Annotated in this window: 20 protein-coding genes and 1 pseudogene; 9 read left to right on the forward strand and 12 right to left on the reverse strand. The window is 74.1% G+C overall.

Annotation, left to right across the window (positions count from 1 at the left end):
- Positions 1-617: 617 nt before the first annotated feature.
- From FJK98_RS26615 to xylA, 3 genes and pseudogenes are all read right to left on the reverse strand, one after another.
- On the reverse strand, positions 618-2,030 hold the full coding sequence (locus FJK98_RS26615) for an MFS transporter (protein ID WP_145921414.1): 1,413 nt from the start codon (positions 2,028-2,030) through the stop codon (positions 618-620).
- 137 nt (positions 2,031-2,167) lie between these two features.
- Positions 2,168-3,627 (reverse strand): annotated as a pseudogene (xylB, locus tag FJK98_RS26620) (xylulokinase).
- 11 nt (positions 3,628-3,638) lie between these two features.
- Positions 3,639-4,826: a xylose isomerase gene (xylA, locus tag FJK98_RS26625; RefSeq protein ID WP_145921415.1), complete on the reverse strand. Its 1,188-nt coding sequence runs from the start codon at positions 4,824-4,826 to the stop codon at positions 3,639-3,641.
- Between the two features lie 73 nt (positions 4,827-4,899).
- Here xylA and FJK98_RS26630 point away from each other — a divergent pair, with 73 nt between their 5' ends.
- The 3 genes from FJK98_RS26630 to FJK98_RS26640 all read left to right on the forward strand — a co-directional run bounded on the left by FJK98_RS26630 (position 4,900) and on the right by FJK98_RS26640 (position 9,011).
- Positions 4,900-6,162 (forward strand): ROK family protein, encoded by a 1,263-nt coding sequence (locus tag FJK98_RS26630; RefSeq protein WP_145921416.1) that lies wholly within the window; start codon positions 4,900-4,902, stop codon positions 6,160-6,162.
- A 129-nt stretch (positions 6,163-6,291) separates the two neighbouring features.
- Positions 6,292-7,968, forward strand: a complete 1,677-nt coding sequence (locus FJK98_RS34725) for a PP2C family protein-serine/threonine phosphatase (protein WP_305070081.1) — start codon at positions 6,292-6,294, stop codon at positions 7,966-7,968.
- A complete protein-coding gene (locus FJK98_RS26640; protein ID WP_145921417.1) occupies positions 7,965-9,011 on the forward strand; it encodes a B12-binding domain-containing protein in 1,047 nt (348 codons plus the stop codon). Before FJK98_RS34725 ends, FJK98_RS26640 begins: the two co-directional genes overlap by 4 nt.
- A gap of 11 nt (positions 9,012-9,022) precedes the next feature.
- Here the strand turns inward: FJK98_RS26640 and FJK98_RS26645 are convergent, their stop codons facing one another.
- Positions 9,023-9,532 carry a MarR family winged helix-turn-helix transcriptional regulator gene (locus FJK98_RS26645; protein ID WP_145923010.1) on the reverse strand — a complete coding sequence of 170 codons (510 nt, stop codon included), beginning with the start codon at positions 9,530-9,532 and terminating at the stop codon, positions 9,023-9,025.
- A gap of 94 nt (positions 9,533-9,626) precedes the next feature.
- Here FJK98_RS26645 and FJK98_RS26650 point away from each other — a divergent pair, with 94 nt between their 5' ends.
- Complete coding sequence (locus tag FJK98_RS26650) at positions 9,627-10,760, forward strand: PP2C family protein-serine/threonine phosphatase (protein WP_145921418.1); 1,134 nt, start codon at positions 9,627-9,629, stop codon at positions 10,758-10,760.
- Positions 10,761-10,802: 42 nt separating this feature from the next.
- Here FJK98_RS26650 and FJK98_RS26655 read toward each other — a convergent pair whose 3' ends face one another.
- The 7 genes from FJK98_RS26655 to FJK98_RS26685 form a co-directional block, all read right to left on the reverse strand.
- Positions 10,803-12,290, reverse strand: coding sequence for a sugar transferase (locus FJK98_RS26655; RefSeq protein WP_145921419.1), 1,488 nt, complete (start codon positions 12,288-12,290; stop codon positions 10,803-10,805).
- 214 nt (positions 12,291-12,504) lie between these two features.
- Positions 12,505-14,247 carry a substrate-binding domain-containing protein gene (locus FJK98_RS26660; protein WP_145921420.1) on the reverse strand — a complete coding sequence of 581 codons (1,743 nt, stop codon included), beginning with the start codon at positions 14,245-14,247 and terminating at the stop codon, positions 12,505-12,507.
- A 165-nt stretch (positions 14,248-14,412) separates the two neighbouring features.
- Positions 14,413-15,444 (reverse strand): lactonase family protein, encoded by a 1,032-nt coding sequence (locus FJK98_RS26665; protein WP_205789221.1) that lies wholly within the window; start codon positions 15,442-15,444, stop codon positions 14,413-14,415.
- 110 nt (positions 15,445-15,554) lie between these two features.
- On the reverse strand, positions 15,555-16,157 hold the full coding sequence (locus tag FJK98_RS26670) for an ATP/GTP-binding protein (protein ID WP_145921422.1): 603 nt from the start codon (positions 16,155-16,157) through the stop codon (positions 15,555-15,557).
- The gene (locus tag FJK98_RS26675) at positions 16,138-16,527 is read right to left on the reverse strand and encodes a DUF742 domain-containing protein (RefSeq protein WP_145921423.1); all 390 of its coding nucleotides are present in this window, start codon (positions 16,525-16,527) and stop codon (positions 16,138-16,140) included. Before FJK98_RS26675 ends, FJK98_RS26670 begins: the two co-directional genes overlap by 20 nt.
- Positions 16,517-16,936 (reverse strand): roadblock/LC7 domain-containing protein, encoded by a 420-nt coding sequence (locus tag FJK98_RS26680; RefSeq protein WP_145921424.1) that lies wholly within the window; start codon positions 16,934-16,936, stop codon positions 16,517-16,519. Before FJK98_RS26680 ends, FJK98_RS26675 begins: the two co-directional genes overlap by 11 nt.
- A complete protein-coding gene (locus FJK98_RS26685; protein WP_145921425.1) occupies positions 16,936-19,278 on the reverse strand; it encodes a nitrate- and nitrite sensing domain-containing protein in 2,343 nt (780 codons plus the stop codon). The genes FJK98_RS26680 and FJK98_RS26685 overlap by 1 nt, the downstream gene beginning before the upstream one ends.
- A gap of 420 nt (positions 19,279-19,698) precedes the next feature.
- Between FJK98_RS26685 and FJK98_RS26690 the strand changes: the two genes are divergently transcribed.
- The 5 genes from FJK98_RS26690 (at position 19,699) to FJK98_RS26710 (ending at position 24,113) form a co-directional block, all read left to right on the forward strand.
- On the forward strand, positions 19,699-20,292 hold the full coding sequence (locus tag FJK98_RS26690) for a hypothetical protein (protein WP_145921426.1): 594 nt from the start codon (positions 19,699-19,701) through the stop codon (positions 20,290-20,292).
- Positions 20,293-20,321: 29 nt separating this feature from the next.
- On the forward strand, positions 20,322-21,455 hold the full coding sequence (locus FJK98_RS26695) for a hypothetical protein (RefSeq protein ID WP_145921427.1): 1,134 nt from the start codon (positions 20,322-20,324) through the stop codon (positions 21,453-21,455).
- A 215-nt stretch (positions 21,456-21,670) separates the two neighbouring features.
- Positions 21,671-23,329 carry a sodium:solute symporter family protein gene (locus FJK98_RS26700; protein ID WP_145921428.1) on the forward strand — a complete coding sequence of 553 codons (1,659 nt, stop codon included), beginning with the start codon at positions 21,671-21,673 and terminating at the stop codon, positions 23,327-23,329.
- A gap of 31 nt (positions 23,330-23,360) precedes the next feature.
- Positions 23,361-23,666 carry a hypothetical protein gene (locus tag FJK98_RS26705; RefSeq protein ID WP_145921429.1) on the forward strand — a complete coding sequence of 102 codons (306 nt, stop codon included), beginning with the start codon at positions 23,361-23,363 and terminating at the stop codon, positions 23,664-23,666.
- Between the two features lie 72 nt (positions 23,667-23,738).
- Positions 23,739-24,113, forward strand: a complete 375-nt coding sequence (locus FJK98_RS26710) for a hypothetical protein (protein ID WP_145921430.1) — start codon at positions 23,739-23,741, stop codon at positions 24,111-24,113.
- A 120-nt stretch (positions 24,114-24,233) separates the two neighbouring features.
- Here the strand turns inward: FJK98_RS26710 and FJK98_RS26715 are convergent, their stop codons facing one another.
- On the reverse strand, positions 24,234-26,036 hold the full coding sequence (locus FJK98_RS26715) for a glycoside hydrolase family 6 protein (RefSeq protein ID WP_145921431.1): 1,803 nt from the start codon (positions 26,034-26,036) through the stop codon (positions 24,234-24,236).
- Positions 26,037-26,215: the final 179 nt, after the last annotated feature.

The raw sequence follows: 26,215 nt of genomic DNA on the forward strand, positions 1-26,215 counted from the left end.
CGGCTGGCGCAGCGCCCGACGATGCCGGCGCTCCGGCTCCCGGTGGCACCCGGTGGTGAGGGACGGGACCGGCCCCCGGTACACCCGGTCGCGTCCTTTCGAGCTGATGACGTCAGCGACTCACCGGCCCGCAGGACGCGTGTGCCCACCGGGACGACGTCATCGACTCACCAGCCCGCAGGACGCGCCCCCACCGACGTGACGGCAGCGGCTCAGCGGCCGGAAGACTCGCCCCCACCGATCCGCCGGAAACGTCCCGCCCCCGCCCGAACCGGCACCGTCCCAGCGGGACGCAGGACCGCACGGACGCAGGACCGCACAGACGCAGGACCGCACAGATGCAGGACCGCACAGACCGCACGGACGCAGGACCGCACAGACGCAGAGCCGTAGGGACGGCGGACGGCGGGCCGGCGGACGGCGACGCGTTCGGGTTGGCTGGTGATCCGTTGACGTCATCAGCTCGAAAGGACCCGACGGGGTATACCTGCCCCGGCCAGACCGCGAGGGAGCGGCGCGACCCGTTCCCGACCACGCCGGGGGCGGCACGACCACACGCGAGCAGCGCGACCGGGCACGACCACGCGGGAGCCACCGGGCCGCTCCCCGCAGGCAGGTCAGTGGCGGTCGGCGCGGTCGTGCAGCAGGTCGCCCACGGCGGCGATGTCGCCGGGCGACGTACGGGAAGCCAGCCAGTACATCAGCCCGGTGGGGATGAAGAAGAGCTGGAACGCGGCCAGCCCGACGGCGTAGTTCAGCGGCGGCGGGAAGGCCGCCCGCAACGCGTGGAAGGCCGCGCCGACCAGTCCGTTGCCGGCGGCCCGGCCGACCCCGTTGACCAGGTTGCCCAGGCTGTAGACGGTGCCCCGGTGCTCCGGCGGGTTCACGTCGGCGATCAGGGCGAACCAGTTCGGCGAGTTCGCCGAGGTCAGCGCCAACGCGACGACGGCGGTGAGCAGGCTCAGCCCAACCGTCGGCTCGGTCACCACGCTGGCCAGCACGGCGCCCACCACCGCGCCGGTGCCGCCGCCGTCGGGCACGTCGATCCGGATCGGCACGAAGAACAGCACCAGGTAGAACGGCAGCGCCGCGAAGACGCCGACCGCCGCGACCAGGGCCCGCCCCCGGGGGGTACGCCGTTGCAGCGCGTCCCCGGCCAGCCCGCCGACGATGGAGAACACCCCGCCGAGCTGGAACAGGGTGGCGAAGACGCTGCCCACCACGACCGCCGTCGCCGTCGAGTAGCCCTGCCCCTGCGCCCGCTCGGCGAACAGCACCGGCAGCCACACCAGCGAACCGAACGCCGCCTGCGCGGTGAGGCCCTGCAGGATCAGCCACCGGTTGGTCCGCCGGCCCAGGATGCGCGGCAGGTCGGCTCGGGTGATCCGGTAGTCGTAGTCGACGCCGGCCTCGATCGCCGCGGCCAGCTCCGGTTCGCTCTGCCCGCGCCGGATGTCGTAGGTCAGCAGGTAGGCCACCGTGGCGGCCAGGCCGACCACGGTGAGCAGCAGGAACGGGCGTCGCCAGTCGGTCGCGCCGAGCAGCCCGCCGGTGAGCGTGCCGGCCAGGGTGCCGACCCCCTGGGACAACCCCCAGAAGCTCATCACCAGGCCCCGGCGGCGCGGGGAGATCAGGTCGGTGACCACGGAGAACCCGACCGAGCCGACCGCGCCCAACCCGACGGCGGCGACCAGTTGCGCGGCGAGGAACGTCGGGAAGCCGGTGGCGAACGCGCTGCCACCGGTGCCGGCCGCCCAGACCAGCGTGCCGACCATCAGCAGCGGCTTGCGGTTGGTCCGGTCGCCGACGTACGCCCAGGCCACCGCCGCGACCGCGCTGACCAGGAAGCTCACCGCCGTGACCAGGCCGAGCATCCGCTGCGGCACACCCAGCGCCCCGGAGATCGGCCCGTACAGCGGCGGCACCAGGCCGATCGCCACGTTGTCCAGGGAGGCGAGCACCACGAACACCACGACGCTGTAGAGGCGGTGCGCCGCGTTCCCGCGCCGGGAGGTCCTGCTGCCGGTCATGTCCGGCAGCCAACCAGGTGCGCCTCCCGGCCCGACGGGCACCCCCGCCGGACCGGCCCATCCGGGGCGGAACCGGTCGTCGGCCGGTGACCGGCCCCCGTGCGCCGGTCACCGGCCGACGTCGTCGGTCGGGTGGGTCACTCCCCGGGCACGGCCACCCGGTCGAGGGTGTGGTCGCGGGCCTCGGCGTACCGCTGGCGGATGGCGGGGACGGGCTCCGCCGCGTACTCCTCGGTGTCCTTCGGGCCCAGGTGGGCGGCGTCGCCCCACCCAGGGCGACCCAGGCGGCCTGGCGGGCCGCGCCGTCGGCGACGTACTCCCCGGGCGGGGGCACCACCACGGGACGGCCGAAGACCTGCGGCGCGATCCGGCGGACCGCCGCCGAGCGGGCTCCGCCGCCGACCAGGATCACCCGCTCGACCGTCGCGCCCTGGGCGACCAGCGCGTCCAGGCCGTCGGCCAGCGCGCAGAGCATCCCCTCCACCGCCGCCCGGGCCAGGTGCGCCGGGGTGGCGGTGCGCAGGGTGAGGCCGTGCACCGAGCCGGTGGCGGTGGGGCGGTCCGGGGTCCGTTCCCCCTCCAGGTAGGGCACCATGACCAGGCCGTCAGCCCCGGGCGGGGCGCTCAACGCCAGGTCGGACAGGGTGTCGAGGTCGACGCCGAGCAGCGTCGCCGCCGAGTCGAGCACCCGGGCCGCGTTGAGCGTGCAGACCAGCGGCAGGAACCGGCCGGTCGCGTCGGCGAACCCGGCCACCGCGCCGCCGGCGTCGGCGGCCGGGGTGTCCGCCACCGCGAAGACCGTGCCCGAGGTGCCGATCGAGACGACCACGTCGCCCGGACCGGCACCGACCCCCAGCGCGGCGGCGGCGTTGTCCCCGGTGCCGGGGCCGAGCAGGACGTCCCCGCCCGGCGTCGCCCGGCCGTCGCCGAGCACGGCCGGGTCGAGCACGCCGGCCTGCGCGGCCGGACCGAGCACCGTGGGCACCTCGACGACCCGGCCGAACGCCTTTTCCAGCAGGTCGGGGCGGTACTGCCCGGTCACCGGCGACCAGTAGCCGGTGCCGCTGGCGTCACCCCGGTCGGTGCGCAGCGCCGCCAGCCCGGGGGCACCCGCCAACCGCCAGGTCAGCCAGTCGTGCGGCAGGCAGACGGCGGCGACCCGGGCGGCCCGCTCCGGCTCGTTGCGGGCCAGCCAGCGCAGCTTGGTGGCGGTGAAGCTGGCCACCGGGACCAGCCCCACCGCGTCGGCCCAGAACCGGCGGCCGGTCTCCCCGCCGCCGGCCTCGGCGATCAGGTCCCGGGCCGCGTCGGCGGACCGGGTGTCGTTCCACAGCAGCGCCGGCCGGACGACCTCGCCCGCCTCGTCGAGGCAGACCATGCCGTGCTGCTGACCGGCGACCGACACGGCCGCCACGTCGGCCAGCCCGCCGGCCGCCTCGACGGCGGCCAGCAGGGCATCCCACCAGGCCCGTGGGTCGACCTCGGTGCCGTCCGGGTGCGGCGCGCGGCCCTCACGGACCAGCGCGCCGGTCTCCGCGTCCCGGACGACCACCTTGCAGGACTGGGTGGACGAGTCCACCCCGGCGACGAGCGGCATGCCGGGCCGCCTCAGCGCGCGCCGAGCAGGTGCTCGACGGCGAGCTGGTTGAGCCGCACGAAGGCGAAGCCCTTCGCGGCCGTCGCGTCCACGTCGAACTCCTCGAACGCGGACCGGTCGGCGAGCAGCCCGGCGTAGCCCTCGCCGTCGCCCAGCGTCGGACTGGCCAACTCGCCGACCTTGCTGGCGGCGAGCGCCTCGACCACCTCCGGGTCGGCCCGGAACGCCGCCGCCCGCTCCTTGAGCAGCAGGTAGGTCGCCATGTTGGCCTCGGCCGACGCCCACACCCCGGCGATGTCCTCGGTGCGGGAGGGCTTGTAGTCGAAGTGGCGCGGGCCGTCGTACGCCGGGCCGCCGTTGGGGCCGCCGTTCTCCAGCAGGTCGACCAGGGCGAACGCGTTCATCAGGTCGCCGTGGCCGAAGACCAGGTCCTGGTCGTACTTGATGCCGCGCTGGCCGTTGAGGTCGAGGTGGAACAGCTTGCCCTGCCAGAGCGCCTGGGCGATGCCGTGGGCGTAGTTGAGGCCGGCCATCTGCTCGTGCCCGACCTCGGGGTTGAGGCCGACCATCTCCGGGCGGGCCAGTCGGGAGATGAACGCCAGCGCGTGCCCGACGGTGGGGAGCAGGATGTCGCCGCGCGGCTCGTTCGGCTTGGGCTCGATGGCGAACCGCAGGTCGTAGCCCTGGTCGACGACGTACTGGCAGAGCACGTCGACGGCCTCGCGGTAGCGGTCCAGCGCGGCCCGGATGTCCTTGGCGACGTCGTACTCGGAGCCTTCCCGGCCGCCCCACATGACGAAGGTCTTGGCGCCCAACTCGGCGGCGAGGTCGACGTTGCGCAGCACCTTGCGCAGCGCGTAGCGGCGGACGTCGCGGTCGTTGCTGGTGAACCCGCCGTCCTTGAACACCGGGTGGGTGAAGAGGTTGGTGGTGACCATCGGCACGACCAGGCCGGTCTCGTCGAGGGCCTTGCGGAACCGGGCGAGCTGGGCCTCCCGGGCGGCGTTGTCGGCGCCGAACGGGATCAGGTCGTCGTCGTGGAAGGTGATGCCGTACGCGCCCAGCTCGGCGAGCCGGTGCACGGCCTCGACGGCGTCCAGCTCGGGTCGGGTGGCGTCGCCGAACGGGTCACGGGCCTGCCAGCCCACCGTCCAGAGCCCGAAGGAGAACTTGTCGGCGGGGGTGGGACGGGGTGCCATGGCAGACCTCCGGTGAGGATGATGATGGTGGCGGTGGGTGGGTCACCCGCAATTTGTTCAGTGGTTGAATTAAATGGCCGTGCTGTGGCACTGTCAAGGGGTGACCGACACCCGGACCGCCGGCGCGGTCCGCCAGGGCAGCCTGCGCGAACTCAACCTCGCCGTCGTGCTGCGGCGGATCGCCACGACCGGCCGGCCGCCCTCCCGGGCCGAGATCGCCGCCGACACCGGCCTGACCCGGGCCACCGTGTCGGCCGTCGTCGACGACCTGATCGCCGGCCGGCTGGTCACCGAGGCCGACCCCGCGCCCCGCACCGGCGCCGGCCGGCCCGCCCGGGGGCTGCTGCTCGGCGACACCGGGCCGGCCGGGCTCGGCCTGGAGGTCAACGTCGACTACCTCGCCGCGTGCGTGGTCGACCTCACCGGCGCCGTCCGGCACCACGAGGTACGCCGGGTGGACCTGCGCCCGCTCTCCCCCGCCGACGCGCTCACCGACCTGGTCACCCTGGCCCGGCGGGCCCGCGCCGCCGCCGACGACGCCGGGCTCGGCCTGGCCGGGGCGGCCCTGGCCGTGCCGGGGCTGGTCGACGCACGCGGCCTGGTCCGGCTCGCCCCCAACCTGGGCTGGCGGGACGTCGACGTGCCGGCCCTGCTCGCCGGCCACCCCGCCCTCACCGACCCGGTCGACGGGGTGCCGCCGCTGGTGGTGGAGAACGAGGCGAACCTCGCCGCGCTGGGCGAACTGCACGCCCGCCCCGGCGGCCCGCAGAGCTTCCTGCACGTCTCCGGCGAGATCGGCATCGGTGCCGGGATCGTGCTCGACGGGGCGCTGTTCCGGGGTTCCCGGGGCTGGAGCGGCGAACTGGGTCACGTACCTGTCGATCCGGGCGGCCCCACCTGCCGCTGCGGGGCGCGCGGCTGCCTGGAGACGTACGCCGGGCAGGAGGCCGTGCTGGCCGCGGCCGGGCTGGCCGGGGTGGACCTGCCGGCCGACACCGCCGCCCGCCGGCTGGCCGACCTGGCCTGCTCCGGCGACCCGGCCGCGCTCGACGCGCTGCACGCCGCCGGCACCGCCCTCGGGGTGGCCGTCTCCGGGGTGGTGAACCTGCTCGACCTGGACACCGTCGTGCTCGGCGGCGGATACGCGACCCTCGCGCCGTGGCTGTGCCCGCCGGTGCTGGCCGAACTCGACGCCCGGGTGCTCACCAGCGGGTGGTCCCCGGTGACGGTCCGGCCGGCGGCGCTCGGGGCCGAGTCCGCCGCCGTCGGCGGCGCCGGTGCGGTGGTCCGCCGGATCATCGCCCGCCCGTCCGGCTGGCTGTCCCGCCCGGGGTGACCCCCGCTTCCTCGCTGGCCGATCGTCGGCCCACCTCGGTACGCTTTCCCTGAGGCAACGAATTCCTACCGAGGAGAGCACTCCCAGCATGCGCAGAGGTCGACAGACCGACGCGCCCGGCGACCGGCGGTGACGACGACCCACCGGGACGGGCACGCCGGCCCGGTGAGCGGCGGCGGAGAGGTCTCCCGCGCACCGGCCCACCCGTCACCGGACGGCCCGCTGCCGGCCGACCCGCAGCTCGCCCGGGAACTGCTCGACGGGCTCGCCGAGGCGGTGGTCACCACCGACCATGCCGGGCGGGTCACCCTGGTCAACGCGATGGCCGGGCAGCTCCTGCCCGAGCTGACCCCCGGCACCGACCTGGCCGGGGGCACCGTGCCGGCGCTGGCCCGCGCGGTCACCGGCGACGCCGCGACGTTCGACGCCGAGCACCGGGGACGCCGGCTGCGCGGGGTCTGCCGCCCCCTGGCCGGCGGGGGCTGCGCCTGGTACGTGCGGGACGTCACCGACGAACAGGCCCGCACCGACGCGTTGCTGGCCGAGCGTTCCCGCACCGCGTTCCTGGCCCGGGCCGGCAGCCGGCTCGGGCTCTCGCTGCACCGCGAGCAGACCCTCCGCAGCACCGTCACCCTGCCCGTGCCCTACCTGGCCGACGCGGCGCTGGTCGTGCACCGGCCCCCGCAGCCCGGCGAGGACGTCCCGCACTGGCTGCGCTACGCCGACGGCGACCCCGGCCCGGTCGGCGGGGTCGCCGACCCGGAGCTGACCGGCGCGGTCCCCGGGCTCGTCGAGGCGCTCAGCGGCGCGACCACCGACCCCAGTCCCTGGCTCGACGCCGAACTGGCCGACCTGGACGCCGTGCTGCCGCCGGACTTCGGCCGCCCCGGCACCGTGCTGACCAGCCCGATGCCCAGCGCCGGCGGCCCGGCCGGCGCGCTGGTCCTGGTCCGCCGGATCGGCCGGCCCGGGTTCGACCAGCGCGACATCGAGCTGGCCCGGGAGTTCGCCGCCCGGGCCGGGTCCGCCGTCGCCGCCGCCGAACTCTACGGCGAGCAGGCCCACCTGGCCCGGGTGCTCCAGCACAGCCTGCTTCCCCCGGAACTGCCCCCGGTGCCCGGCGTCACCCTGGCCGGGGGTTACCGCTCCGCCGGGGACAGCCTGCGCATCGGCGGCGACTTCTACGAGGTCTTCCGCACCGCCACCGGGGCCCTGTTCGCCCTCGGTGACGTCTGCGGCAAGGGGGTCGGCGCGGCCGTGCTCACCGGCCGGGTACGCCAGTCGTTGCAGACCCTGCGGCTTGTCGAACAGCGTCCCCGGGAACTCGTCGCCCTGCTCAACCGGGCGCTGTTCGACTCCCCGGACGCCGCCCGGCGCAGCCAGTTCACCACCCTGCTGCTGGGCACCACCGAACCGGAGGCCGACGGCGGCCTGCGGGTCCGTATCGCCGGCGGCGGGCACCCGTCCCCCCTGGTGGTACGCGCCGACGGCAGCATCGCCGAGGCCCGGGTGGGCGGCATGCCGATCGGCGCGTTCGCCTCGGCGACCTTCGTCGAGGTGGAGGTGCGGCTCGCGCCGGGTGAGCTGCTGCTGGCGTACACCGACGGGGTGACCGAGGCGCGCGGCGGCGCGGCGGCCGTCGAGATGTTCGGCGAGCAGCGGCTGCGGCAGGCGCTCGCCACGGTGGCCGGCCTGCCGCCCGCCGCCGTGATCGACTGGCTGCTCCAACTCGTCGACGAGTGGCTGGACGGGGAGAGCCACGACGACATCGCGATGCTGGCCGTCTGCGCTGCGGACCCGGCGTGAGCCGACCGGACGGCCCGACCGCTGCGGACCCACGCCCGCCGGCATCCGGGCCGACCGTGGTGGGTCCGGAGGTCGTCGCGGCGTACCTCGACTGTCTGGACCGGGCCGACCTGCCCGCCGCCACCCGGATCGCGACCGGGCTGCTGGACGCCGGCTCGTCGGTGGCCGACGTCCTGGTGGACCTGGTCGCCGTGACCCAGCGCGAGGTGGGACTGCGCTGGCTGACCGGCCGGTGGAGCGTCGCCCAGGAACACGCTGCCACCCACGTCAGCGAACGGGTGGTCGAGACGGTCGCCGCCCGCACCGGCCCGACCGGCGACCGGGGGCACGTGGTGATGGCCTGCGTCGAGGGCGAGTGGCACGCGCTGGCCGCCCGGATCGTCGTCGAGGTGGTCCGCGCCGCCGGCTGGCGGGTCACCTTCCTCGGCGCCAGCGTGCCGGTCCGGCACCTGGTCTCCTACCTGCACCAGACCGGCCCGGACGCGGTGCTGCTCAGCTGCGTGCAGCCGAGCCGGTTGATCCGGGCCGGACGGATGATCGAGGCGTGCCGGGCGGCCGGGGTGCCGGTGGTGGCCGGTGGCCCGGGTTTCGGCCCGGACGGCCGCTGGGCCGCCGCCGTCGGCGCCGCCGCCTGGGGGGCGACCGCCCGGGACGCGGCCCGGCTGCTGGCCGGCCCGCCGTTCCCGGCACCGCACACCGGCCCCGTCCCGGCGGCCGGCACCGACGAGTACGTCGCGGTGCTGCGCCGCCGCCGCGACCTCGTACAGCTGGTGCTCCGCGAGGTGGCCCCGGAGGCGGACCGGGTCGAGGAGGTCGCCGGCGCGGTCGCCCAACTGGTCGACGCGCTGGCCGCGGCGATCCGGATCGGCGACCCGCGGCTGCTTGTCGAGTTCGTCCGCTGGCAGACGGAGGTGCCCGACACCCGCGACGGCGCCCGGCTGCTGGACACCATGCTCCGGGTGTGCGCCACCGCGCTGACCGAACACCCGCACGCCTGGGACTACCTGCGTCAGGCCCGGGTCCTGCTGACCGCCGCCCCGTGACCGCCGGCGGATCAGGCCGAACGGGCCGCCGGGGTGCCGTTACCGGGCCGGGCCTGGACCGACGGGGGCGGTGCGGACGGTAACTCGACCACCGGCCCGCTCTCCCCCTCCCGGGCCCGCGCCACCCGGTCGAACTCCACCAGACCGCGCAGCAACGCCCCCCGGCCCTCGCCGCTCATCCCGGCCAGCACGGCGGCGAGCCGCTGCCGGCGGTCCCGACGCAGCTCGGCCAGGAGGCGGGTCGCCTCCGGGGTCAGGTGCAGGGCGATCTCCCGCCGGTCCGACCGGCCCGGCTCCCGCTCCAGCATGCCGGCGGCGACCAGCCGGTCGCAGAGCCGGCTCGCCGAGGAGAGCAGCATGTTGAGCAGTGTGGCGAGCCGGCGCAGGTTGATCCCGTCGTGCCGTTCGACCACCATGACGGCGCGCAACTGCGCGCTGGACAGCCGGCTGGTGGTGCTCTCCCGGGCCGCCTCCCACACGGAGAGCAGGGCCCCTGTCGCGGCGTCCAGCTCGGCGGCCATACTCACGTCTGGTCCGTCAGGACCACTTTCTTCGGCCATGGTGGGCCCGAGACTACCCCCCGTACCAGGGGATCTGCGCTGTCAGGAGGCGTGAATGACCAGCGGACCCGAGTGCCGGGCCCGACGGGTGCTGACCGAGTCACCCGCGGACCTGCTGCTGGAACGGCTCGCCGACGAACTGGGGCGGTCCTACCGGATCACCGACGTGGAGCTGTTCCAGGTCGACTACCGGCTGTCGGTGCTGCTGCCGCTGGGTGGCGGCGACCCGCTGACCGGGCCCGGTCACCCGGCCTGGCGCTGCTACGACCACCAGCAGCCGGTGCTCGCCGACGGGATCGGCTGGTTCCCCGTCGGCATGCGGGGTGAGCGGCGCGGGGTGCTGCGGTTGGCCCCGGTGCCCGACGACCGGACGGCGGTCGACGAGTTGACCCGCATCGCCACCGCCCTGGGGCACGAACTGGCCGCGGTCACCGCCGGCACCGACGTCTACCGGGCCTCCCGCCGGGCCCGCCGGCTCACCCTCGCCGCCGAGATGCAGTGGGAGCTGCTGCCGGGGCGCAGCCGGGACCGGCCCTCGTTCCGCCTCGCCGGCCAGCTCGAACCGGCGTACGCGGTGCGTGGGGACAGTTTCGACTGGTCCGACGACGGCACCCGGCTGTGGCTGTCGGCCATCAACGGCACCGGTGAGGGGGTGGCCGCCTCGATGCTCACCGCGCTGGCCACCCACGCGTTGCGCAACGCGCGCCGGGGCGGGTTGGCCCTCGCCGACCAGGTCGCCCTCGCCGACCAGGCGGTCTACGCCCTGCACCGGGGCGAGCAGCACCTGTCCGCACTGGTGATGGAGCTGGACCTGGCCACCGGGGTGCTGACGGCGGTGGACGCCGGGTCGCCCCGGCTGGTGCTGCTGCGCGACGGTGAGGTCAGCGAGCAGGCGCTCGACAAGCAGTTCCCGCTGGGCATGTTCGAGGGCACCGACTACCAGCACCAGAGCTTCGAGCTGCGCCGTGGCGACCGGCTGTTCGTACTCAGCGACGGCGTGATCGACGCGACCGGGCAGCATGTCCGGTACGGCGAGACGGCCCTGGACCGGTTCCTGCGGCGTACCGGACCGGTGACGCCGCTGGACGCGGTCCGCTCGCTCATCGGTGACCTGCGCGCCTTCGTCGCCGGTGACCTGGTCGACGACGCGGTGGTCGTCTGCCTGGACTGGACCGGCCCGCAGGAGTGAGACCGGCGGCGGGCCCGGCGTGCAGCGACGTCGGGCCGGCGGTCAGTACGCCCCGCGCCCGCGCAGCACCGCGCCGAAGGTCTTCCACAGGATGGTCAGGTCGGCGGCGAGCGACCAGTTCTCCACGTAGTAGAGGTCCAGCCGGATGCCGTCCTCCCAGCTCAGGTCGGACCGGCCGCTGACCTGCCAGAGGCCGGTCATGCCCGGCTTGACCAGCAGGCGGCGGGCCACGTCGCCGTCGTAGCGGGCCACCTCGGAGGGCAACGGCGGCCGGGGGCCGACCAGGCTCATCTGGCCGAGCAGCACGTTGACCAGCTGGGGTAGCTCGTCGAGGGACCACTTGCGCAGCAGCCGCCCGATCCGGGTGACCCGCGGGTCGTCGCGCATCTTGAACATCAGCCCGTTGGTCTCGTTGCGGGCGACCAGCTCGGCCAGCAGCGCGTCGGCGTTGACCACCATGGTGCGGAACTTCAGCACCCCGAACTCCCGGCCGCCCTGCCCGACCCGGGTCTGCCGGAACAGCACCGGCCCCCGGCTGTCCAGCCGGACGGCCAACGCGATCAGCGCCACCAGGGGCAGCAGCAGCGCCAGCGCCACGGCGGCGGCGGACCGGTCGACGAACTCCTTGACCAGCTTGCGGGCCCCCCGGAACTCGGGCGCCTCGACGTGGATCAGCGGCAGCCCGGCCACCGGCCGGGTGTGGATGCGCGGGCCGGCGACGTCGGTGAGGGCGGGGGCGACGACCAGGTCGATGCCGGTGCCCTCCAGCTGCCAGCCCAGCCGGCGCAGCCGGGTCGCGGTCAGCTCGCCGGACGCGGTGACGGCCACGGTGTCCGCGCCGATCGCGGCGGCGGCCTCGGGGATGCCCCGCAGGGAGCCCACCACCGGCACGTCGCTGAGCCGCTGCGGCACCGGGGCGAGCAGCGCGTCGGGGATGCACGCGCCGACCACGTGGTAGCCGGCGTACGGCTCCCGGCGCAGGGTGTGCACCAACTCCAACACGTGCGCGGTGTCCCCGACGACGAGCACCCGGCGGGACCAGCCGTCGCCCCGGCAGCGGGCCCGGTGCAGTGCCTTGCGGGCGGCGAACCGGGTGGCCACCAGCCCGACCGTGCCGACGGCGAAGGAGATGCCGAGGAAGCCGCGGGAGACCCCGACGTCGAAGATGTAGCCGGCGATCGCGACCCCACCGGCCAGTCGCAGGCTCGCCCCGCTGACCCGCCGGTACTCGTCCGCGCCGTAGCCGAGCACCCGGTCGTCGTAGCAGCGCAGCGCCTTGAGCGAGACCAGCCAGACCAGCACCAGGGCCGGCGCCACCACCACGTACGGGATCTCCGAGCCGCGCGGCACGGCGTCGCCGAAGCGGGTGGCGTAGCCGGCGAGGACCGCCAGCGACAGCACGGCGGTGTCCAGCACCACGAGCGTCCGTACGTAGCCCCGCTGGCTGGACTGTGACCGGGTACCCGCCGGCCGGGCACCGGGTGCCGACGGCGGGGTACGGACGGGCGTGGACAGCGTCGCCGAGGTCACCCAACCTCCCCCACATCACACTGGTCGACTCCGCAGCCGGTGGTCATCCCCACGGGCCGGCCGCCGGAGCACTCCCGACATCCTGCCCCAACAATGATGCTCACCAATTGCCTCGGACACATTACCGTCAGTTTTCGTCATCCGGCCGGAGCCGGAAAGCGCACTACCGCACCGGTTTGCCCGGCGCGGCAGGTCGCCAGCGCTGTGCGAGGGCTCAGCGCGGTGCGTTCGGGCGCAACGCGATGGCCTTCAGGAAGATGTCACCGATCTTGGACGGGTCCTCGGTGACGAAGGCGCCGCCACCGGTGACGTTGGTGATGGACTGGAGTTCGGCCTTGGAGACCTCGCTGCCGATGCCGATGATGACCACCTGCACCGGGCGCTCCGGGTCGTTGAGCTGCTTGAGCCGGCTGATCAGCGCGCTCTGCGAGATGCCGTTCTTGTCCTCGTTCTTGCCGTCGGTGAACAGCACCACCGAGTTGACCCGGCCGGGCTCCCAACCGTCCTGGACGGTCTTGTACGCCGCCAGCATGGTGTCGTACAGGCCGGTGTCGCCGCTGGACGGGCGGATGCCGGCGAGCCCCTGCTCCAGCTTGCCCCGGTTGCCGGACAGCGGGTTGATCGGCTCGATCTCCCGCCAGTCCCGCGAGCCGACCAGCTCGGTGGAGAAGGTCCACAGCCCGATCGACCAGGAGTCGTCGAAGAGGTTCAGGCCCCGGCTGGCCGCCGCCACGGTCACCTGTTCCCGGCTGGCGTTGTTGGCCGACGGGACGGGGGCCTTCATCGAGCCGGAGACGTCGATGACGCAGAGCATCCGCCCGGACTGGGTGGCGATCGACCAGCCGGAGACCGCCCGGTCTATGGCCACCGGGTCCAGGCCACCGGCGGCGGTCCCCCCGGACGGGGGCACGGCCGTGCCGCCGCCGGCCGGGCTCGGCGCGCCCTGCGGCGCCTTGAAGCCGTCACCCCAGTTGCCGTCCGGGGCGCGCAGCGACTGCACGGCGAGCCGGTTCTTGAAGCTCTGCGTGGTGAGCAGTTCGAAGAGCACCTTCGCGGCCGACGCCTTGGCCTGGTCGATCCCGGGGAGCACCGCGTACGGGTAGTCCAGCGGCATCGGCGACGGCTCCAGGTAGAGCGCGGCCAGCGGGATCGGCGGCTTGGTGTTGTTGTAGGCGATGACGTCCTCCTCCGACAGCGCGGCGGCACCGAGCGCGCTGGCGATGGAGGTCGGGTCGTTGGAGCGCGGGAACCGGGCCAGCAGGTCCTGCCGCAGCGCCGAGCGACCGGTGGCCAGCGCCCGCAGGGCGGCCGTGGTCGCCTGCTGGGCGTCGCCGCCCCCGCCGCTGGCCGCGGCGGTCAGGGAGAGCAGGCCGGAGAGCCCGGCGGCGTCCTGGGTCGGCTCGACGATGCCGGCCCGCAGCGGCTTGTCGCTGCGTACGGCGCGCAGCATGTCGTTCCAGGTGAGCTTCTTCTCCGGCCAGCCGAACTTGGTGCTGGCGATCGGCTGCGGCATGGCCACCACGATCGGGCTGCGGGCGATCGACGCGCCGTTGCCGGGGGCGAACGCGGTGGCGCCGCCGCTCTTGAGGCGCAGCAGCCAGGTCGACGAGTCCGGAATCCACACGTCGGGCGTGACCGCGGTGCCGCTGGCCTGCCCCACCCCGGCGAGGCTGGCCCCGTGCTTGCTAGCCACCGCGGCGGCCACCTCCACCGGTTCGGAGGCCGTGACGTTCACCTTGATGCAGGTGCCACCGACCGCCGCCCCGTCCGTCGTCCACTGGGCCGCCGCCGCCTCGACGGCCGGCGCGACCTCGGGCGCGGCGGCCACGCCGAGCTGGATCTCCCCCGAGCAGGACGGTCCGGCCAACTGCTGGTAACCGACCCAGGAGCCGCCGACCACGACGACGAGCGCGGTCGCCGCCGCGGCGGCGCCCGCTCCACGGATACTTGAACGCATGCGATGGCGGCCAGACACGCTGACCATCTTGCGTATCTCGTGCGCTTACTGCCACAACCGTTCGGACGAAAGTTACGCAGGAGAAACAGTTGATCACTATTTCGGCACTCTGAGTAATCAAATCGTCTCGTGACGTGGCACCGATCCACCCCGGACGGACGTATGTCAGGGCAGTACGCAGGTCGGACTGCCGGTGGGCACCGGCTCACCCACCGGCGACGGCACGCCCGACTCGGGGTCGACCCAAAACACCCGGATCATGTCGGCCCGCTCGTCGGCGACGTACAGGTGCCGGCCGGCGAACGCGAAGTGCCGGGGCCACTCCCCGCCGGTGTCCACCTCGTCGACCAGCCGGGGCAGCTCCCCGTCGAGGGCGAAGACCGCCACCGTGCCGACCCCCCGGTTGCCCAGGTAGAGGAACCGCCCGTCCGGGCCGACGGTGATCTCCGACGGCTGGACGTGACCGGCCCGCCCGCTGGCGTCCACCCGACCCCGCTGGTGCAGCGCCCCGTCGGCGGTCAGCTCGTAGGCGGTCACCGTCGCGTCCAGCTCACCGGAGAGCCAGCAGCGCTGCCTGTCGGGATGCCGGGCCAGGTGCCGGGGGCCGGTGCCCGCGACCGTGTGCACCCGGGGGGCACGCGGCGTCAGCCGGCCGGTGGCGGCGTCCAGGTCGTACCGGTAGACCGAGTCGGTGCCCAGGTCGACGGCGAGCAGCGGGCCGGCGTCGGGATCGGGCGACACCATGTGGCAGTGCGCCTGCTCCTGCCGCTGCGGGTCCGGGCCGTGCCCCTGGTGGACCACCAGGTCGGTCCGTTCCCCGGGCACCCCCTGCCCGTCCAACGGCAGGACGGCGACGCTGCCCCCGCCGTAGTTGGCGACGAAGAGGTGCCCGCCGTCCGGGGCGACCGCCAGGTGGGCCGGCTCGGCACCGCCTGTCGACCGGACCCCCAGCGGGGTCAGCCCGCCGTCGGGGTCGACCGCGAAGGCGCTCACCTGCCCCTCGGGCAGCTCGTTGACCGCGTAGAGCACCGGCCGGGACGGGTGCCGGACGAGGAAGGACGGCGCCGGGGTCACCGCGACCGTGCCGAGCGGGGTCAACTCCCCCGTCTCCGGGTCCCGCCGGGCGGCGACGATGCCCTCCCCGCGCCCGCCCGTGTCCGCCGTGTAACCGCCGATGTGGACGATCGTCCCCGTCACCGAACCATCCCTCCGCCGAATCCCGTCGTCGCTCCCCAGGCTTCCCGCAATCGCCCGCCGGCATCCCTGGTTTCCCGGTTTTCCTCAGCCCGGCAGGGGTGCGGGGCCGGTCAGCCCACCGGGACCGGTTCGCCGCGCTGCCGGGCCACGTGCTCGACCAGCGAGATCAGCACCAGTTTGCCGGACTGCCGGTCCCGGGCGTCGCAGAGCATCACCGGCACCTCCGGTTCGATGTCCAACGCCTGCCGCACCGCGTCGACACCGAACCGGCGGGTGTCCTCGAAACAGTTCACCCCCACCACGAACGGGATGCCGCGCTGCTCGAAGTAGTCGATCGACGGGAAGCAGTCGGCCAGCCGGCGGGTGTCGGCCAGCACCACCGCGCCGAGCGCGCCGAAGGCCAACTCGTCCCAGAGGAACCAGAACCGGTCCTGCCCGGGGGTGCCGAACAGGTAGACCTGGAGATCGTCGGTGATGGTGATCCGGCCGAAGTCCATCGCCACGGTGGTGGTCGACTTGCCCTCCACCCCGGACAGGTCGTCGGTGCCGATGCCGGCGTCGGTCAGCACCTCCTCGGTCTGCAATGGCCGGACCTCGCTGAGCGCGCTCACCAGCGTCGTCTTGCCGGCGCCGAAGCCACCGGCAATGAGGATCTTGAGAGCCAGCGGCAGCCGGCCCGCTGAGGAGTCGCGATCAGAGCGCACGTAGTCCACTGACCACCGCCTTGAGAATGTCGTCGTCGGGAAGGCCGGCGGCGGCCGGCGGTTCGTGCACGGTGACCAGCCCACGGGCGAGCAGGTCACCGAGGAGGACCTGGACCACCCCGAGGGCGAGATCCAGGTCGGCGGCGAGATCCACCACCGCCACCGGCTGCCGGGCGCACTCCACCAGCCGACGGTGCTCGGGTTGCAGCCCCGGCTGGCCGTACGGGTCGACACCCGCCGCGGCCAGCACGAAGGCCACCAGGTCGAAGCCGCCGACAGCGGGCCGCACCCGGCCACCGGTGAGGGTGTACGGGCGCACCACCGGACCGGCCGCACCGTCCAGCCACTCGTGCTGGTGACCCGGCTGCTCAGCCCGCATCGGCGAGCCCCGCCGCCCGCGCCGGGGCGGTCAGGTTCTCGCCGACCCGGACGACCAGCATCGCCATCTCGTAGGCCACCAGGCCGATGTCGGCGTCCGCCGCGCAGGCCACCGCCAGGCAGGCGCCCTGCCCGGCGGCGGTCACGAAGAGGTACGCCTCCTCCATCTCCACCACCGTCTGCCGGACGCCACCGGCGGCCAACTGCCGGCTGGCCCCCTTGGCCAGGCTGGAGAAGCCCGAGGCCAGCGCGCAGAGGTGTTCGGCGTCGGCCCGGTCCAGCCCGGCGGAGGCACCGAGCAGCAGGCCGTCGGCGGAGAGGACCACCGCCTGCTGGGCCGCCGGCACCCGCTCCACCAGTTCGTCGAGCAACCAGCCGAGATCGGCGTTCTGCCGTGTCGTGTGCACCACTAGGCGTCCCTCTCAGTCGCGGTCGAATCGGGCGTCGCCACCGGGCCGGCCGGCGACGGGGATGCCCCGGCGTCGGACCGCCCCGGGTCGCCGCCCGTGGTCGGGGCGGGCCGGGCCGGTGGGACCGGGTGGACGCCGCTGCTGTCCAGCCGTCCCCGGGCGGTGCCGGCCTGCAGGGCCGACATCTGTCGCCGTACCTCCTCGGGGGAGCGGGTGGTGGGCGTGTCGGGGCCGGCCGGCGGGCGCGGGGGGCGGGCCACCGGGCCCCGGCGGCGGACCCGGCGGGGCAGGCCGTCGCCGTCGACGGCGGCCTCCACCGACGAGGTACGGGCCGGGGCGAACGGCAGCACCGTCTGGTCCGGTCGCTCCCGGGTGGTCCGGGTGGTACGCGGTCGGGGCAGGGTGGTCAGCCGGGTCACCGACGCCGCCGGACGGTCCCGGGTCGGCGGGGCGATCGGCGGCTCCTCGGTGATCAGGTCGGCCGGGAGGCGTACCAGCGCGGTGAGCCCGACCGGCGTCCCGGCCCGCAGGGTGACCCGGACGCCGTGCCGGGCGGCCAGCCGCGAGACCACGAACAGGCCGAGCCGGGCGCTGTCGGCCGGGTCGAACTCGGGCGGGGTGGCCAGCCGCCGGTTGGCGTCCTCGACCGCCTGCGGTGACATCCCGAGCCCGTGGTCGGTGATCTCGACGAGGTAGCCGTCGACGACCGACGCCCCGGTCACCTCGACCCGACGCTCGGGCGGGGAGAACGCGGTCGCGTTCTCGATCAGCTCGGCGAGCAGGTGGATGACGTCGGCGACGGCCCGGCCGAGCAGCCCGGCCGGCTCGACCCGGCCGATGTCCACCCGGTCGTACGCCTCGACCTCGGAGATCGCGCCGCGCAGCACGTCCAGCAGGGCGACCGGCTGCCGCCAGCCCCGGCCCGGTGCCGCCCCGGCCAGGATGACCAGGTCCTCGGCGTGCCGGCGCAGCCGGGTCGCCAGGTGGTCGACGCGGAACAGCTCGGCCAGCTCGTCCGGGTCCTCGGCGCGGCGCTCCATCCGGTCGAGCACGGCGAGCTGCCGGTGCACCAGGCCCTGACTGCGCCGGGCGAGGTTGAGGAAGACCTCGTTCAACCCCCGGCGCAGCGTCACCTCGTCGATCGCCGACCGCACCGCCACCCGGCTGACCTCGGTGAACGCCCGCCCGACGTCGCCGATCTCGTCCGCGCCGTAGGACAGCGGCGGGGCCTCCCGGGCCACGTCGACCTGTTCGCCCCGGCGCAGCCGGGCCACCACGTCGGGCAGCCGGTGCCCGGCCAGCTCCAGCGCGGCGTTGCGGACGGCGGACAACCGGCGGGCCAGCGTCCGCCCGACCCGGACGGCGACCAGCAGCGACACCCCGATCGCGACGAGGCCCAGCACCCCGGCGACGCCGAGGCGCAGCAGGATCGTGACGGCCACCGGCACGGACCGTTCGGCCAGCCCGTCGGCCTGGCTGAGTTCGAAGTCGCGCAACCCCTGCTGGACGGCCTCCTGGCTGGCCTGCCAGGTACGCGGGTCGATCGGCGGGAGGCCGGACGGCCCGGCGCTGAGCAGCTGCTCCTGCATGGTGCGGAGCCGGACGAACACCTCCCCCTCCACCAGCCGCTGGTAGGCGGCCCGGTCGGCGGCCGGCAGGTCGGCCACCGCCGATTCGGCGAGGAACCGTTCGTTGGCGATGGTCTGCACCAGCCGCAGGTGCTCGCCCTCGGTGAACCGGCCGGCGACGAACGCCCCGGCGAGCATCGCGTCGGTCTGGCCGAGCAGTTCGCGGGAGCGGCCGACCGCGGTGAGGGCGAGTGCCTGCCGGTTCAACTCGGCGTCGGGCAGCGCCGCCGTCGCGGCGAACGCCTGGAAGGCCGAGGAGATCATGCCGCTGTACAGGCCGATGGCGCCGGCCCGGTCGACCTGCCGGCGGTCGATGAACCCCCGGCCGGCCGGCAACGCCTCCAGGGCGGCGCCGAGCGCGTCGAGCCGGGCGTTGAGCAGGTCACCGGCGGCGTCCCGCAGCGCGTCGCCGGCCATCATCCGACGCAGCTCGACGATCGCCTCGTCGGTGCGTCGCCGCTGGTCGGCGAGGGCGGGCAGGGTGCCGGTGCCGGCCAGTTGGATCACCGAGGTCCGCCGTTCCCGTTGCAGCTCGGCCACCACCCGTTCGCCGGGGCGGCCGAAGTCCGACAGCAGGGTCCGGGCGGCGAGCAGGTCGAGCGCCGGCCCGAAGGTCAACGTCGTGGCGAAGATCCAGAGCGCCAGGAGGGCGGCCACCGGGGTGACGACCAGGGCGGTCAGCTTGGCGCGGATCGGCCAGTCGCGGGTGTCCATGAGTCCTCGCCCGGGCGGGAGTGTCGGCGGTGGCGCCGGCACCGACCGGGCGGTTCCGGCATCGATGCCGGGCACCGGCGCGGCACCTTGGGCAGAATACGTAATCCTGACGCTCAGCACTACCGTGCGTCTCCCGGCGTCACCGCTGCGTCGCCGCCCCGCCACGCGACGGGCCGCCCCGGCCGACCGGGCCGCAGCCGGCTTGATCAGGCATCCGCGCCGGGCCGTGGTGCCCGTGCCGAGCCCGTGCCGGCCGGGCCGGACCGATGGAAAAACGTGATCGGATTTCCCCCCGGACGGACCCGGACGGACGTCGTGGCCGCTTCGTCCCGGTCGGGATCGGCGTGGGCGGAGGAAATTCGCCGGATCGGGATTGGTGATCAGTGCGGGGAGGGAATACCGCAGGGCGAAGGAGGAGCCATGTCGCCCACGCAGATAGTCCTACTGGTTCTCGCCGTACTGGTGGTGGCGGCGCTGGTCGCCGTGGCCGTGGTGGCCAACCGCCGACGCGCCCTGCGGTCCCGGTTCGGGCCGGAGTACGACCGGGTGGTCGCGGAGCAGGACAGCCGCAGCGCCGCCGAGCGGGAACTGCGCGAACGGGAGCGCCGCCACGCGGAGTTGACGCTCACCCCGCTCAGCCCGACCGACCGGGCCCGGTACGCCACCGCCTGGGAGGAACTCCAGGTCCGCTTCGTCGACTCGCCGGCCGAGGCCGTCGGTGACGCCGACGAGCTGGTCAGCCGTCTGATCGCCGACCGGGGCTACCCGACCGGGGAGTTCGCCGAGCAGGCCGCGCACCTGTCGGTGGAGCACGCCCGCACCCTGACCCACTACCGGGAGGCGCACGAGATCCGGCTGCGCAACGAGCGTGGCGAGGCCGGCACCGAGGATCTCCGGCAGGCCGTCGTCCACTACCGCGCCCTCGTCGCCGATCTGCTCGGCGAGGAGCCGGTCGGGCACCGCCTGCCGGAGCAGCAGCACCCGGACAGCCCGCAGGACGCAACCACCCGCTGACGCCACCACCCGCTGAGGAGAACACCGCCATGCGCCAGGACGAGCAGCAGTCGACCACCGACCACCCCGAGGTCGTCCGGTCCACCCCGGTGGCGGTGCCGCCGCCGGACGCGGTGGACGCCGACCCGGGCGGCCGGCACGCCACGGCCCGCGACGACCGGGACCGCAACGGCGTCGACGACCGGGACCCCATCGACCTCGACGACGACGGCATCGACGGCGACGGCTTCGACGACCGGGACGGCTTCGACAACCACGACGGCTACTACGGCCCGCGGGCCGACGACGGGTCGCCCCTCACCCGCCCGCACCCCCGCGACGACGCCGAGCTGGCGACCGACCGGGAGACACCGGCCGACACCGACCCGGACGGGGACCGGCGGCCGGAGTTCCACGAGCCCGCGCCCCTGCCCACCGCCTTCGGGGCGGCCAGCGTGGGCGACGCGGTGGCCGCGTCGGCGCTGGCCGGCGGACGACCGCAGGACGAGCGGGACGCCCGGGACGAGGACCTCGCCGTGCCCGGTGACGGGGCGCCGGGGCGGACCGGGCCGTTCGACGACGAGCGCGCCGACCCGACCGGGGCGGACCGGATCCACGACCGGGACCGCTGGTCGGCCGACCGCACCGCCGCCGACGTCGACGCCGGGGACACCGCCACCCGGGACGTCGACGCCACCGGCCCGGCCGGCCACGCCGACCCGGACCGGGACACCGACCGGCCGGCCCCGGTGACCGACGCCGCCGGCTACGGCAGCGCCACCCCGGCGATGGTCGACCCGGACGCGACGGCCGACGGCGACGGGTCGACGGCGGCCGGCGTCGTCGCGGCCGGTGCCGCCGGTGCGGTGGCCGGTGCGGCCGCCGACCGGTCGACGGGCGCGAACGTGCCCAGCGACGCGGCGACCCTGTTCGAGGCGGACGCCGCGCAGGGCTTCCGGGACCGGTGGCGCGACGTGCAGCTCCGCTTCGTCGACGACCCCCGGGGCGCGGCCGGCGAGGCGCAGTCGCTCGTCGAGGAGGCGATCGCGGCCCTCTCCGAGGCGCTCGCCGGGCAGAAGGAGAAGCTGGGCGGCTGGCAGGGCGCCGACGAGGCGGACACCGAGCAGCTCCGGGTGGCCGTGCGGCGCTACCGCGACTTCCTGGACCGCGTGCTGGGCCGCTGAACCGCCGGAGGGCCGCACGGACGGCCCGCCGGCGCCGCACCGGACGGACCCACCGCCGGTGCCCACCCTCCGTCGACGCCCCGGCCGGGCCACTCCCGGCCGGGGCGTCGACGGTCCGTCCGCCGAATCGACCCGGACGCCAGGCATGAAAACCCGCACGAGGGGTAATAGCGCGCCCGGCGGGCGTCAAGGGCGCATCGGAGAGGTGGCGGACGATGGACGGTGCCGGGCTCAGACTGAACATGAACGTGCTGGATTACGGAATCCTCGCGCTCTACTTCGTCACCGTCCTCGGGGTCGGTTTCGCCGCCCGCCGGGCGATCCGCACCAGCGTCGACTTCTTCCTCTCCGGGCGTTCGCTGCCCGCCTGGGTGACCGGCCTGGCCTTCGTCTCGGCCAACCTGGGCGCCCTGGAGATCATCGGGATGGCCGCCAACGGCGCGCAGTACGGCATCATGACCGTCCACTACTACTGGATCGGCGCCGTACCGGCGATGATCTTCCTGGGCATCGTGATGATGCCGTTCTACTACGGCTCCCGGGTGCGCAGCGTCCCGGAATACCTGCGGCTGCGGTTCAACCGCCCGACCCACCTGCTGAACGCGATCAGCTTCGCGGTCGCCCAGGTGCTGATCGCCGGGGTCAACCTGTACGCGCTGGCGCTGATCATGCAGGCGCTGCTCGGCTGGCCGCTCTGGCTGGCGGTCATCGTCGGCGCGGTGATCGTGCTGGCCTACATCACCGTCGGCGGGCTCTCCGGCGCGATCTACAACGAGGTGCTCCAGTTCTTCGTCATCATCGCCGGTCTGGTGCCGATCACCGTCATCGGACTGGTGAAGGTGGGCGGCTGGTCCGGCCTGATGGACTCGGTCCGCGACTCGAAGTTGGGCGAGGCCGGGCTGCACGCCTGGGAGGGCACCGGCAGCACCGCGAACCCGCTCGGCGCGCACTGGCTGGGCATCGTGTTCGGGCTCGGTTTCGTGCTCTCCTTCGGCTACTGGACCACCAACTTCGCCGAGGTGCAGCGGGCGCTGTCGGCCAAGAACATGAGCGCCGCCCGGCGTACGCCGATCATCGCCGCGTACCCGAAGCTGGTCATCCCGGTGGTGACCGTGGTCCCCGGCCTGATCGCGCTGGTCACCGTCAAGGGGCTGGGGGCCGAGTCCGGTGACCTGGTCTACAACAACGCGATTCCGCTGCTGATGCGTGACCTGCTGCCCAACGGGGTGCTGGGGATCGCGGTCACCGGCCTGGTCGCCTCGTTCATGGCCGGCATGGCGGCCAACGTCAGCGGCTTCAACACCGTCTTCACCTACGACATCTGGCAGGCGTACGTCCGCAAGGAGCGCTCCGACGAGTACTACATCCGGATCGGGCGGATCGCCACCGTGGGCGGGGTGGTGGTGGGCATCGGCACCGCCTTCATCGCCGCCGGGTTCAGCAACATCATGAACTACATCCAGGCGCTGTTCTCCCTGTTCAACGCCCCGCTGTTCGCCACCTTCATCATCGGCATGTTCTGGAAGCGGATGAGCGCGCTGGCCGGTTTCTGGTCGCTGCTGGCGGGCACCCTGGCCGCGTTGGCGACCTACCTGCTCTACAAGGCCGGCGTGGTGCACTTCAACTCCGACCTGGAGGAGAGCTTCTGGGGCGCGGGCATCGCCTTCGTCACGGTCGCCGTGGTGGCGGCGGTGGTCACGCCGCTGACCCGCCCCAAGCGGGCCGAGGAGTTGCAGGGTCTGGTCTACGGCATGGGCGGGATCGACCTGAAGGGCGACGTGCTCGCCGGGGACCAGGTCTGGTGGCGTTCGCCGGTGCTGCTCGGCGCGATCGCGCTGGTGCTGGCCGTGCTCTTCTACATCCCGGTCTTCTGAGCCCGGTCCGTCACGAGAGGGAGGCGCAGACGTGGACCAGCACAGCGAGCGGGCGAACGACCCGCAGGTCGCCGAGACCGAGAACGAACGCAAGCGGTCCGCCGCCGCCCGGCTGTTCGACATCCGCCGGGTCATCGGTGGTCTTTTCGTGGTGTACGGGGTGATCGTCGGCCTGGTCGGTCTCTTCGACTCGGCGGCCGAGATCGACAAGGCGCAGGGCGTCCGGATCAATCTCTGGGCCGGGCTGGCGATGCTGGCCTTCGGGCTGTTCATGCTGGCCTGGCAGTGGCTGCGCCCGGTGGTGCCGCCCAGCGCCGAGGAGGCCCGGGAGGTCTGATCCGCCCGGCATGGGGTCGCCCGGACGGGGTACCCGGGACGCGGGAAGCGTCTGGGACAGGAGGGCGGCACCATGACCGACCGTGACCCGAACCGACCGTTGGAGGAGCGCCAGGAGGTGGCCGCCGCGGTGGACGACGACTCCACCGTGCCGCAGTTGGCCCGGGGCGGCGCCGGTCCGGCCGATCCGTCGTTCGTCGCGCCGGGTGACCAGCCCGGTGGTGCGACCGGGGAGCTGATCGGCGACCCGTACGCCGCCGGCACCGGGGCCACCGGTACCGGCACCGGGGCCGGTGGGGACAACATCCGCACCGGGGCGGAGCAGCCCTGGGAGCCGGAGGACCTGGTCATGGCGCGCGGGCAGGACCTGACCGCGGAGAACCTGGAGCGGGCCCGGCGCGACCTGGCCGAGATGGGCCGGGCCGCGGTGGAACGTACCGTCCCCTGAGCCCGTCGCGACAGCGGCCCGGCACACGGGTGGGCCCCCGGCCCGACCTCTCGGTCGGACCGGGGGCCCGGGTGCGCCCGCCGCGTCAGTGCCTCACTCCAGCCGCAGCGGGCTGGTTCGTCAGAGCGCCGGGTAGGCGTTCTTCATGAGCTCCTGGAACTGCGCGGAGAACCAGGCGCCGGAGATCGGAGCGTTGGGCAGCGCACCGCTCATGCTGTTGCCGTTGCGGGCGTTACCGGTGTAGGTCGGGTCGCACATCCGGTCGAAGCCCTTGCCCTCGTTGTTCGGGATGAGGGAGCTGGAGCCGTCGGACTCACCCGGAGGCTTCACCCAGACGTAGGCGTCGATGCCCGACTCGGGGTTGGCCTTCGGCCGCTCGCCGAGACCCGCACCGGCCTGGTTGCACCAGTTGCCGGCGTGCAGACGACGGTCGATGCGACCACCGTTGACGTAGGTGTCCACGCTGGTCGTCGCACCCGGGCCGGTGGGCCGGGCGGTGCCGCCCCAGCCGTTACGGGAGGTGTCGATCAGCATGCCGATGTTGCTGTTGAAGCCGACCGAGACCAGCTTGGTGCGGAACGCCTGGGCGAACGACAGCTCGTCGACGTACTGGTTCCAGTCGATCCACTTGGCCTGGCGCACGGTCTGGCCGTTCACCGAGTCGGTGATCTTGACGTACGGCTCCTTCAGGGCGGAGTAGTTCGCCGTGTTGGTGATGAAGCCGTGCACGTAGTTCACGTTGCTGCCGGACGCGGTGGCCGCGGTCTTCAGGATGTCGGCGGTCGGGCCGAAGTTGGTGTCCCAGCCCAGCCAGCCGTGGTGACCGGCGTCGATGTAGTTGTAGACGTTGCCGATCGAGCCCAGCTTGGCCAGGGCGTAGCCGACGCCGTTGACGTACGCGCCGTTGGCCTTCACCACGTCACACTGCACCGTGCCACCGGCGTTGCCGGAGGTGTTGGTGATCAGGTTCGGCAGCGAGTCGATCTCGATGATGTTGATGATCCGCAGGCTGGCGTACTTGGCGTCCCGCTGGATCGCGGCGATCGGGTCGATGTACTCCGCCTTGTAGCGCGGCAGTTCGTCGGCGGCCAGCTCACCGTTGGAGGCGAGCGCCGAGCAGTCCCGGCCGGGCAGGTTGTAGATCACGAACTGGATGTAGCCGGCACCCTGGGCGAGGGCGGCGTCCAGGTGGTCCTTGACGCCCATCGCGCCGTTGGAGCTGCTGTCGGTGGTGCCGTTGATCGCGGCGATCCGGTCCAGCCACACGGCGGTCGGGTTGTTGGAGATCCGGCTGCCACCGGCCTCGGCGTCCGCCTTGGCCTTCCACTCCGGGTTCACGTAGCCCTTGACCCCGGCGTAGGGGTTGTCCACCTTCTGCCCCGGCGGGGGCGTGGTGGGCGGAGGCGTCGTGGGCGGCGGGGTGGTGGGCGGAGGCGTGGTCGGCGGGGGCGTGGTGGGCGGAGGCGTGGTGGGCGGCGGGGTGGTGGGCGTGGTGCCGCCGTTGCAGACCACCCCGTTCAGGGTGAACGAGGTCGGCTTGGGGTTGCTGCCGCTCCACGAGCCGTTGAAGCCGAGGGTGGTGCTGCCGCCGCGACCCAGCGAGCCGTTGTAGGACTCGTTGGTGGCGGTCACGTTCTGGCCGCTCTGCGACCACTTGGCCGACCAGCCCTGGGTCACCCGCTGGCTGCTGTTGGGGAAGGTGAAGCCGAGGGTCCAGTTGCTGATCGGGTCACCCACGTTGCGGATGGTGACGTTCGCGGTGAAGCCACCGGACCAGTCGTTGGTGGTGTAGTCGATGCTGCACTGGGTGGCGGCCTGCGCCGCGGTGACCGGGAGGGTCACCAGCCCGCCCGCGACCAGCACGCTCGCCCCGGTGAGGGCGAACGCCCGGCGTCGGGCGGACAGACTTCTCCACAGATTCATGCCTTTTGCACTCCTTGGGCGAGACCGGCACCACGAGGGGACCGGCAAGTGGCGCGTGAGCGTCCTGGGGTACGGACGACCCCGGCGCCAACGGGACATCTCGGGGGGTGCCCGACCCGGAGGACGGGCGTGGTGGTGGTGAGCTTCACCGGCCCGCACGGACCGGTCGGCGGCGATGT

The organism is Micromonospora sp. HM134 (genome assembly GCF_007833915.1).
GTDB classification, from domain to species: domain Bacteria; phylum Actinomycetota; class Actinomycetes; order Mycobacteriales; family Micromonosporaceae; genus Micromonospora; species Micromonospora wenchangensis.

Bases quoted from the DNA above. Each gene is read 5' to 3' on its own strand.
- FJK98_RS26660 (WP_145921420.1), bottom strand. From the start codon at position 14,247: ATGCGTTCAAGTATCCGTGGAGCGGGCGCCGCCGCGGCGGCGACCGCG.
- FJK98_RS26615 (WP_145921414.1), bottom strand. From the start codon at position 2,030: ATGACCGGCAGCAGGACCTCCCGGCGCGGGAACGCGGCGCACCGCCTC.
- FJK98_RS26650 (WP_145921418.1), top strand. From the start codon at position 9,627: ATGACCAGCGGACCCGAGTGCCGGGCCCGACGGGTGCTGACCGAGTCA.
- FJK98_RS26700 (WP_145921428.1), top strand. From the start codon at position 21,671: ATGGACGGTGCCGGGCTCAGACTGAACATGAACGTGCTGGATTACGGA.
- FJK98_RS26695 (WP_145921427.1), top strand. From the start codon at position 20,322: ATGCGCCAGGACGAGCAGCAGTCGACCACCGACCACCCCGAGGTCGTC.
- FJK98_RS26685 (WP_145921425.1), bottom strand. From the start codon at position 19,278: ATGGACACCCGCGACTGGCCGATCCGCGCCAAGCTGACCGCCCTGGTC.
- FJK98_RS26710 (WP_145921430.1), top strand. From the start codon at position 23,739: ATGACCGACCGTGACCCGAACCGACCGTTGGAGGAGCGCCAGGAGGTG.
- FJK98_RS26675 (WP_145921423.1), bottom strand. From the start codon at position 16,527: ATGCGGGCTGAGCAGCCGGGTCACCAGCACGAGTGGCTGGACGGTGCG.
- FJK98_RS26645 (WP_145923010.1), bottom strand. From the start codon at position 9,532: ATGGCCGCCGAGCTGGACGCCGCGACAGGGGCCCTGCTCTCCGTGTGG.
- FJK98_RS26690 (WP_145921426.1), top strand. From the start codon at position 19,699: ATGTCGCCCACGCAGATAGTCCTACTGGTTCTCGCCGTACTGGTGGTG.
- FJK98_RS26630 (WP_145921416.1), top strand. From the start codon at position 4,900: ATGGCCGTGCTGTGGCACTGTCAAGGGGTGACCGACACCCGGACCGCC.
- xylA (WP_145921415.1), bottom strand. From the start codon at position 4,826: ATGGCACCCCGTCCCACCCCCGCCGACAAGTTCTCCTTCGGGCTCTGG.
- FJK98_RS26715 (WP_145921431.1), bottom strand. From the start codon at position 26,036: ATGAATCTGTGGAGAAGTCTGTCCGCCCGACGCCGGGCGTTCGCCCTC.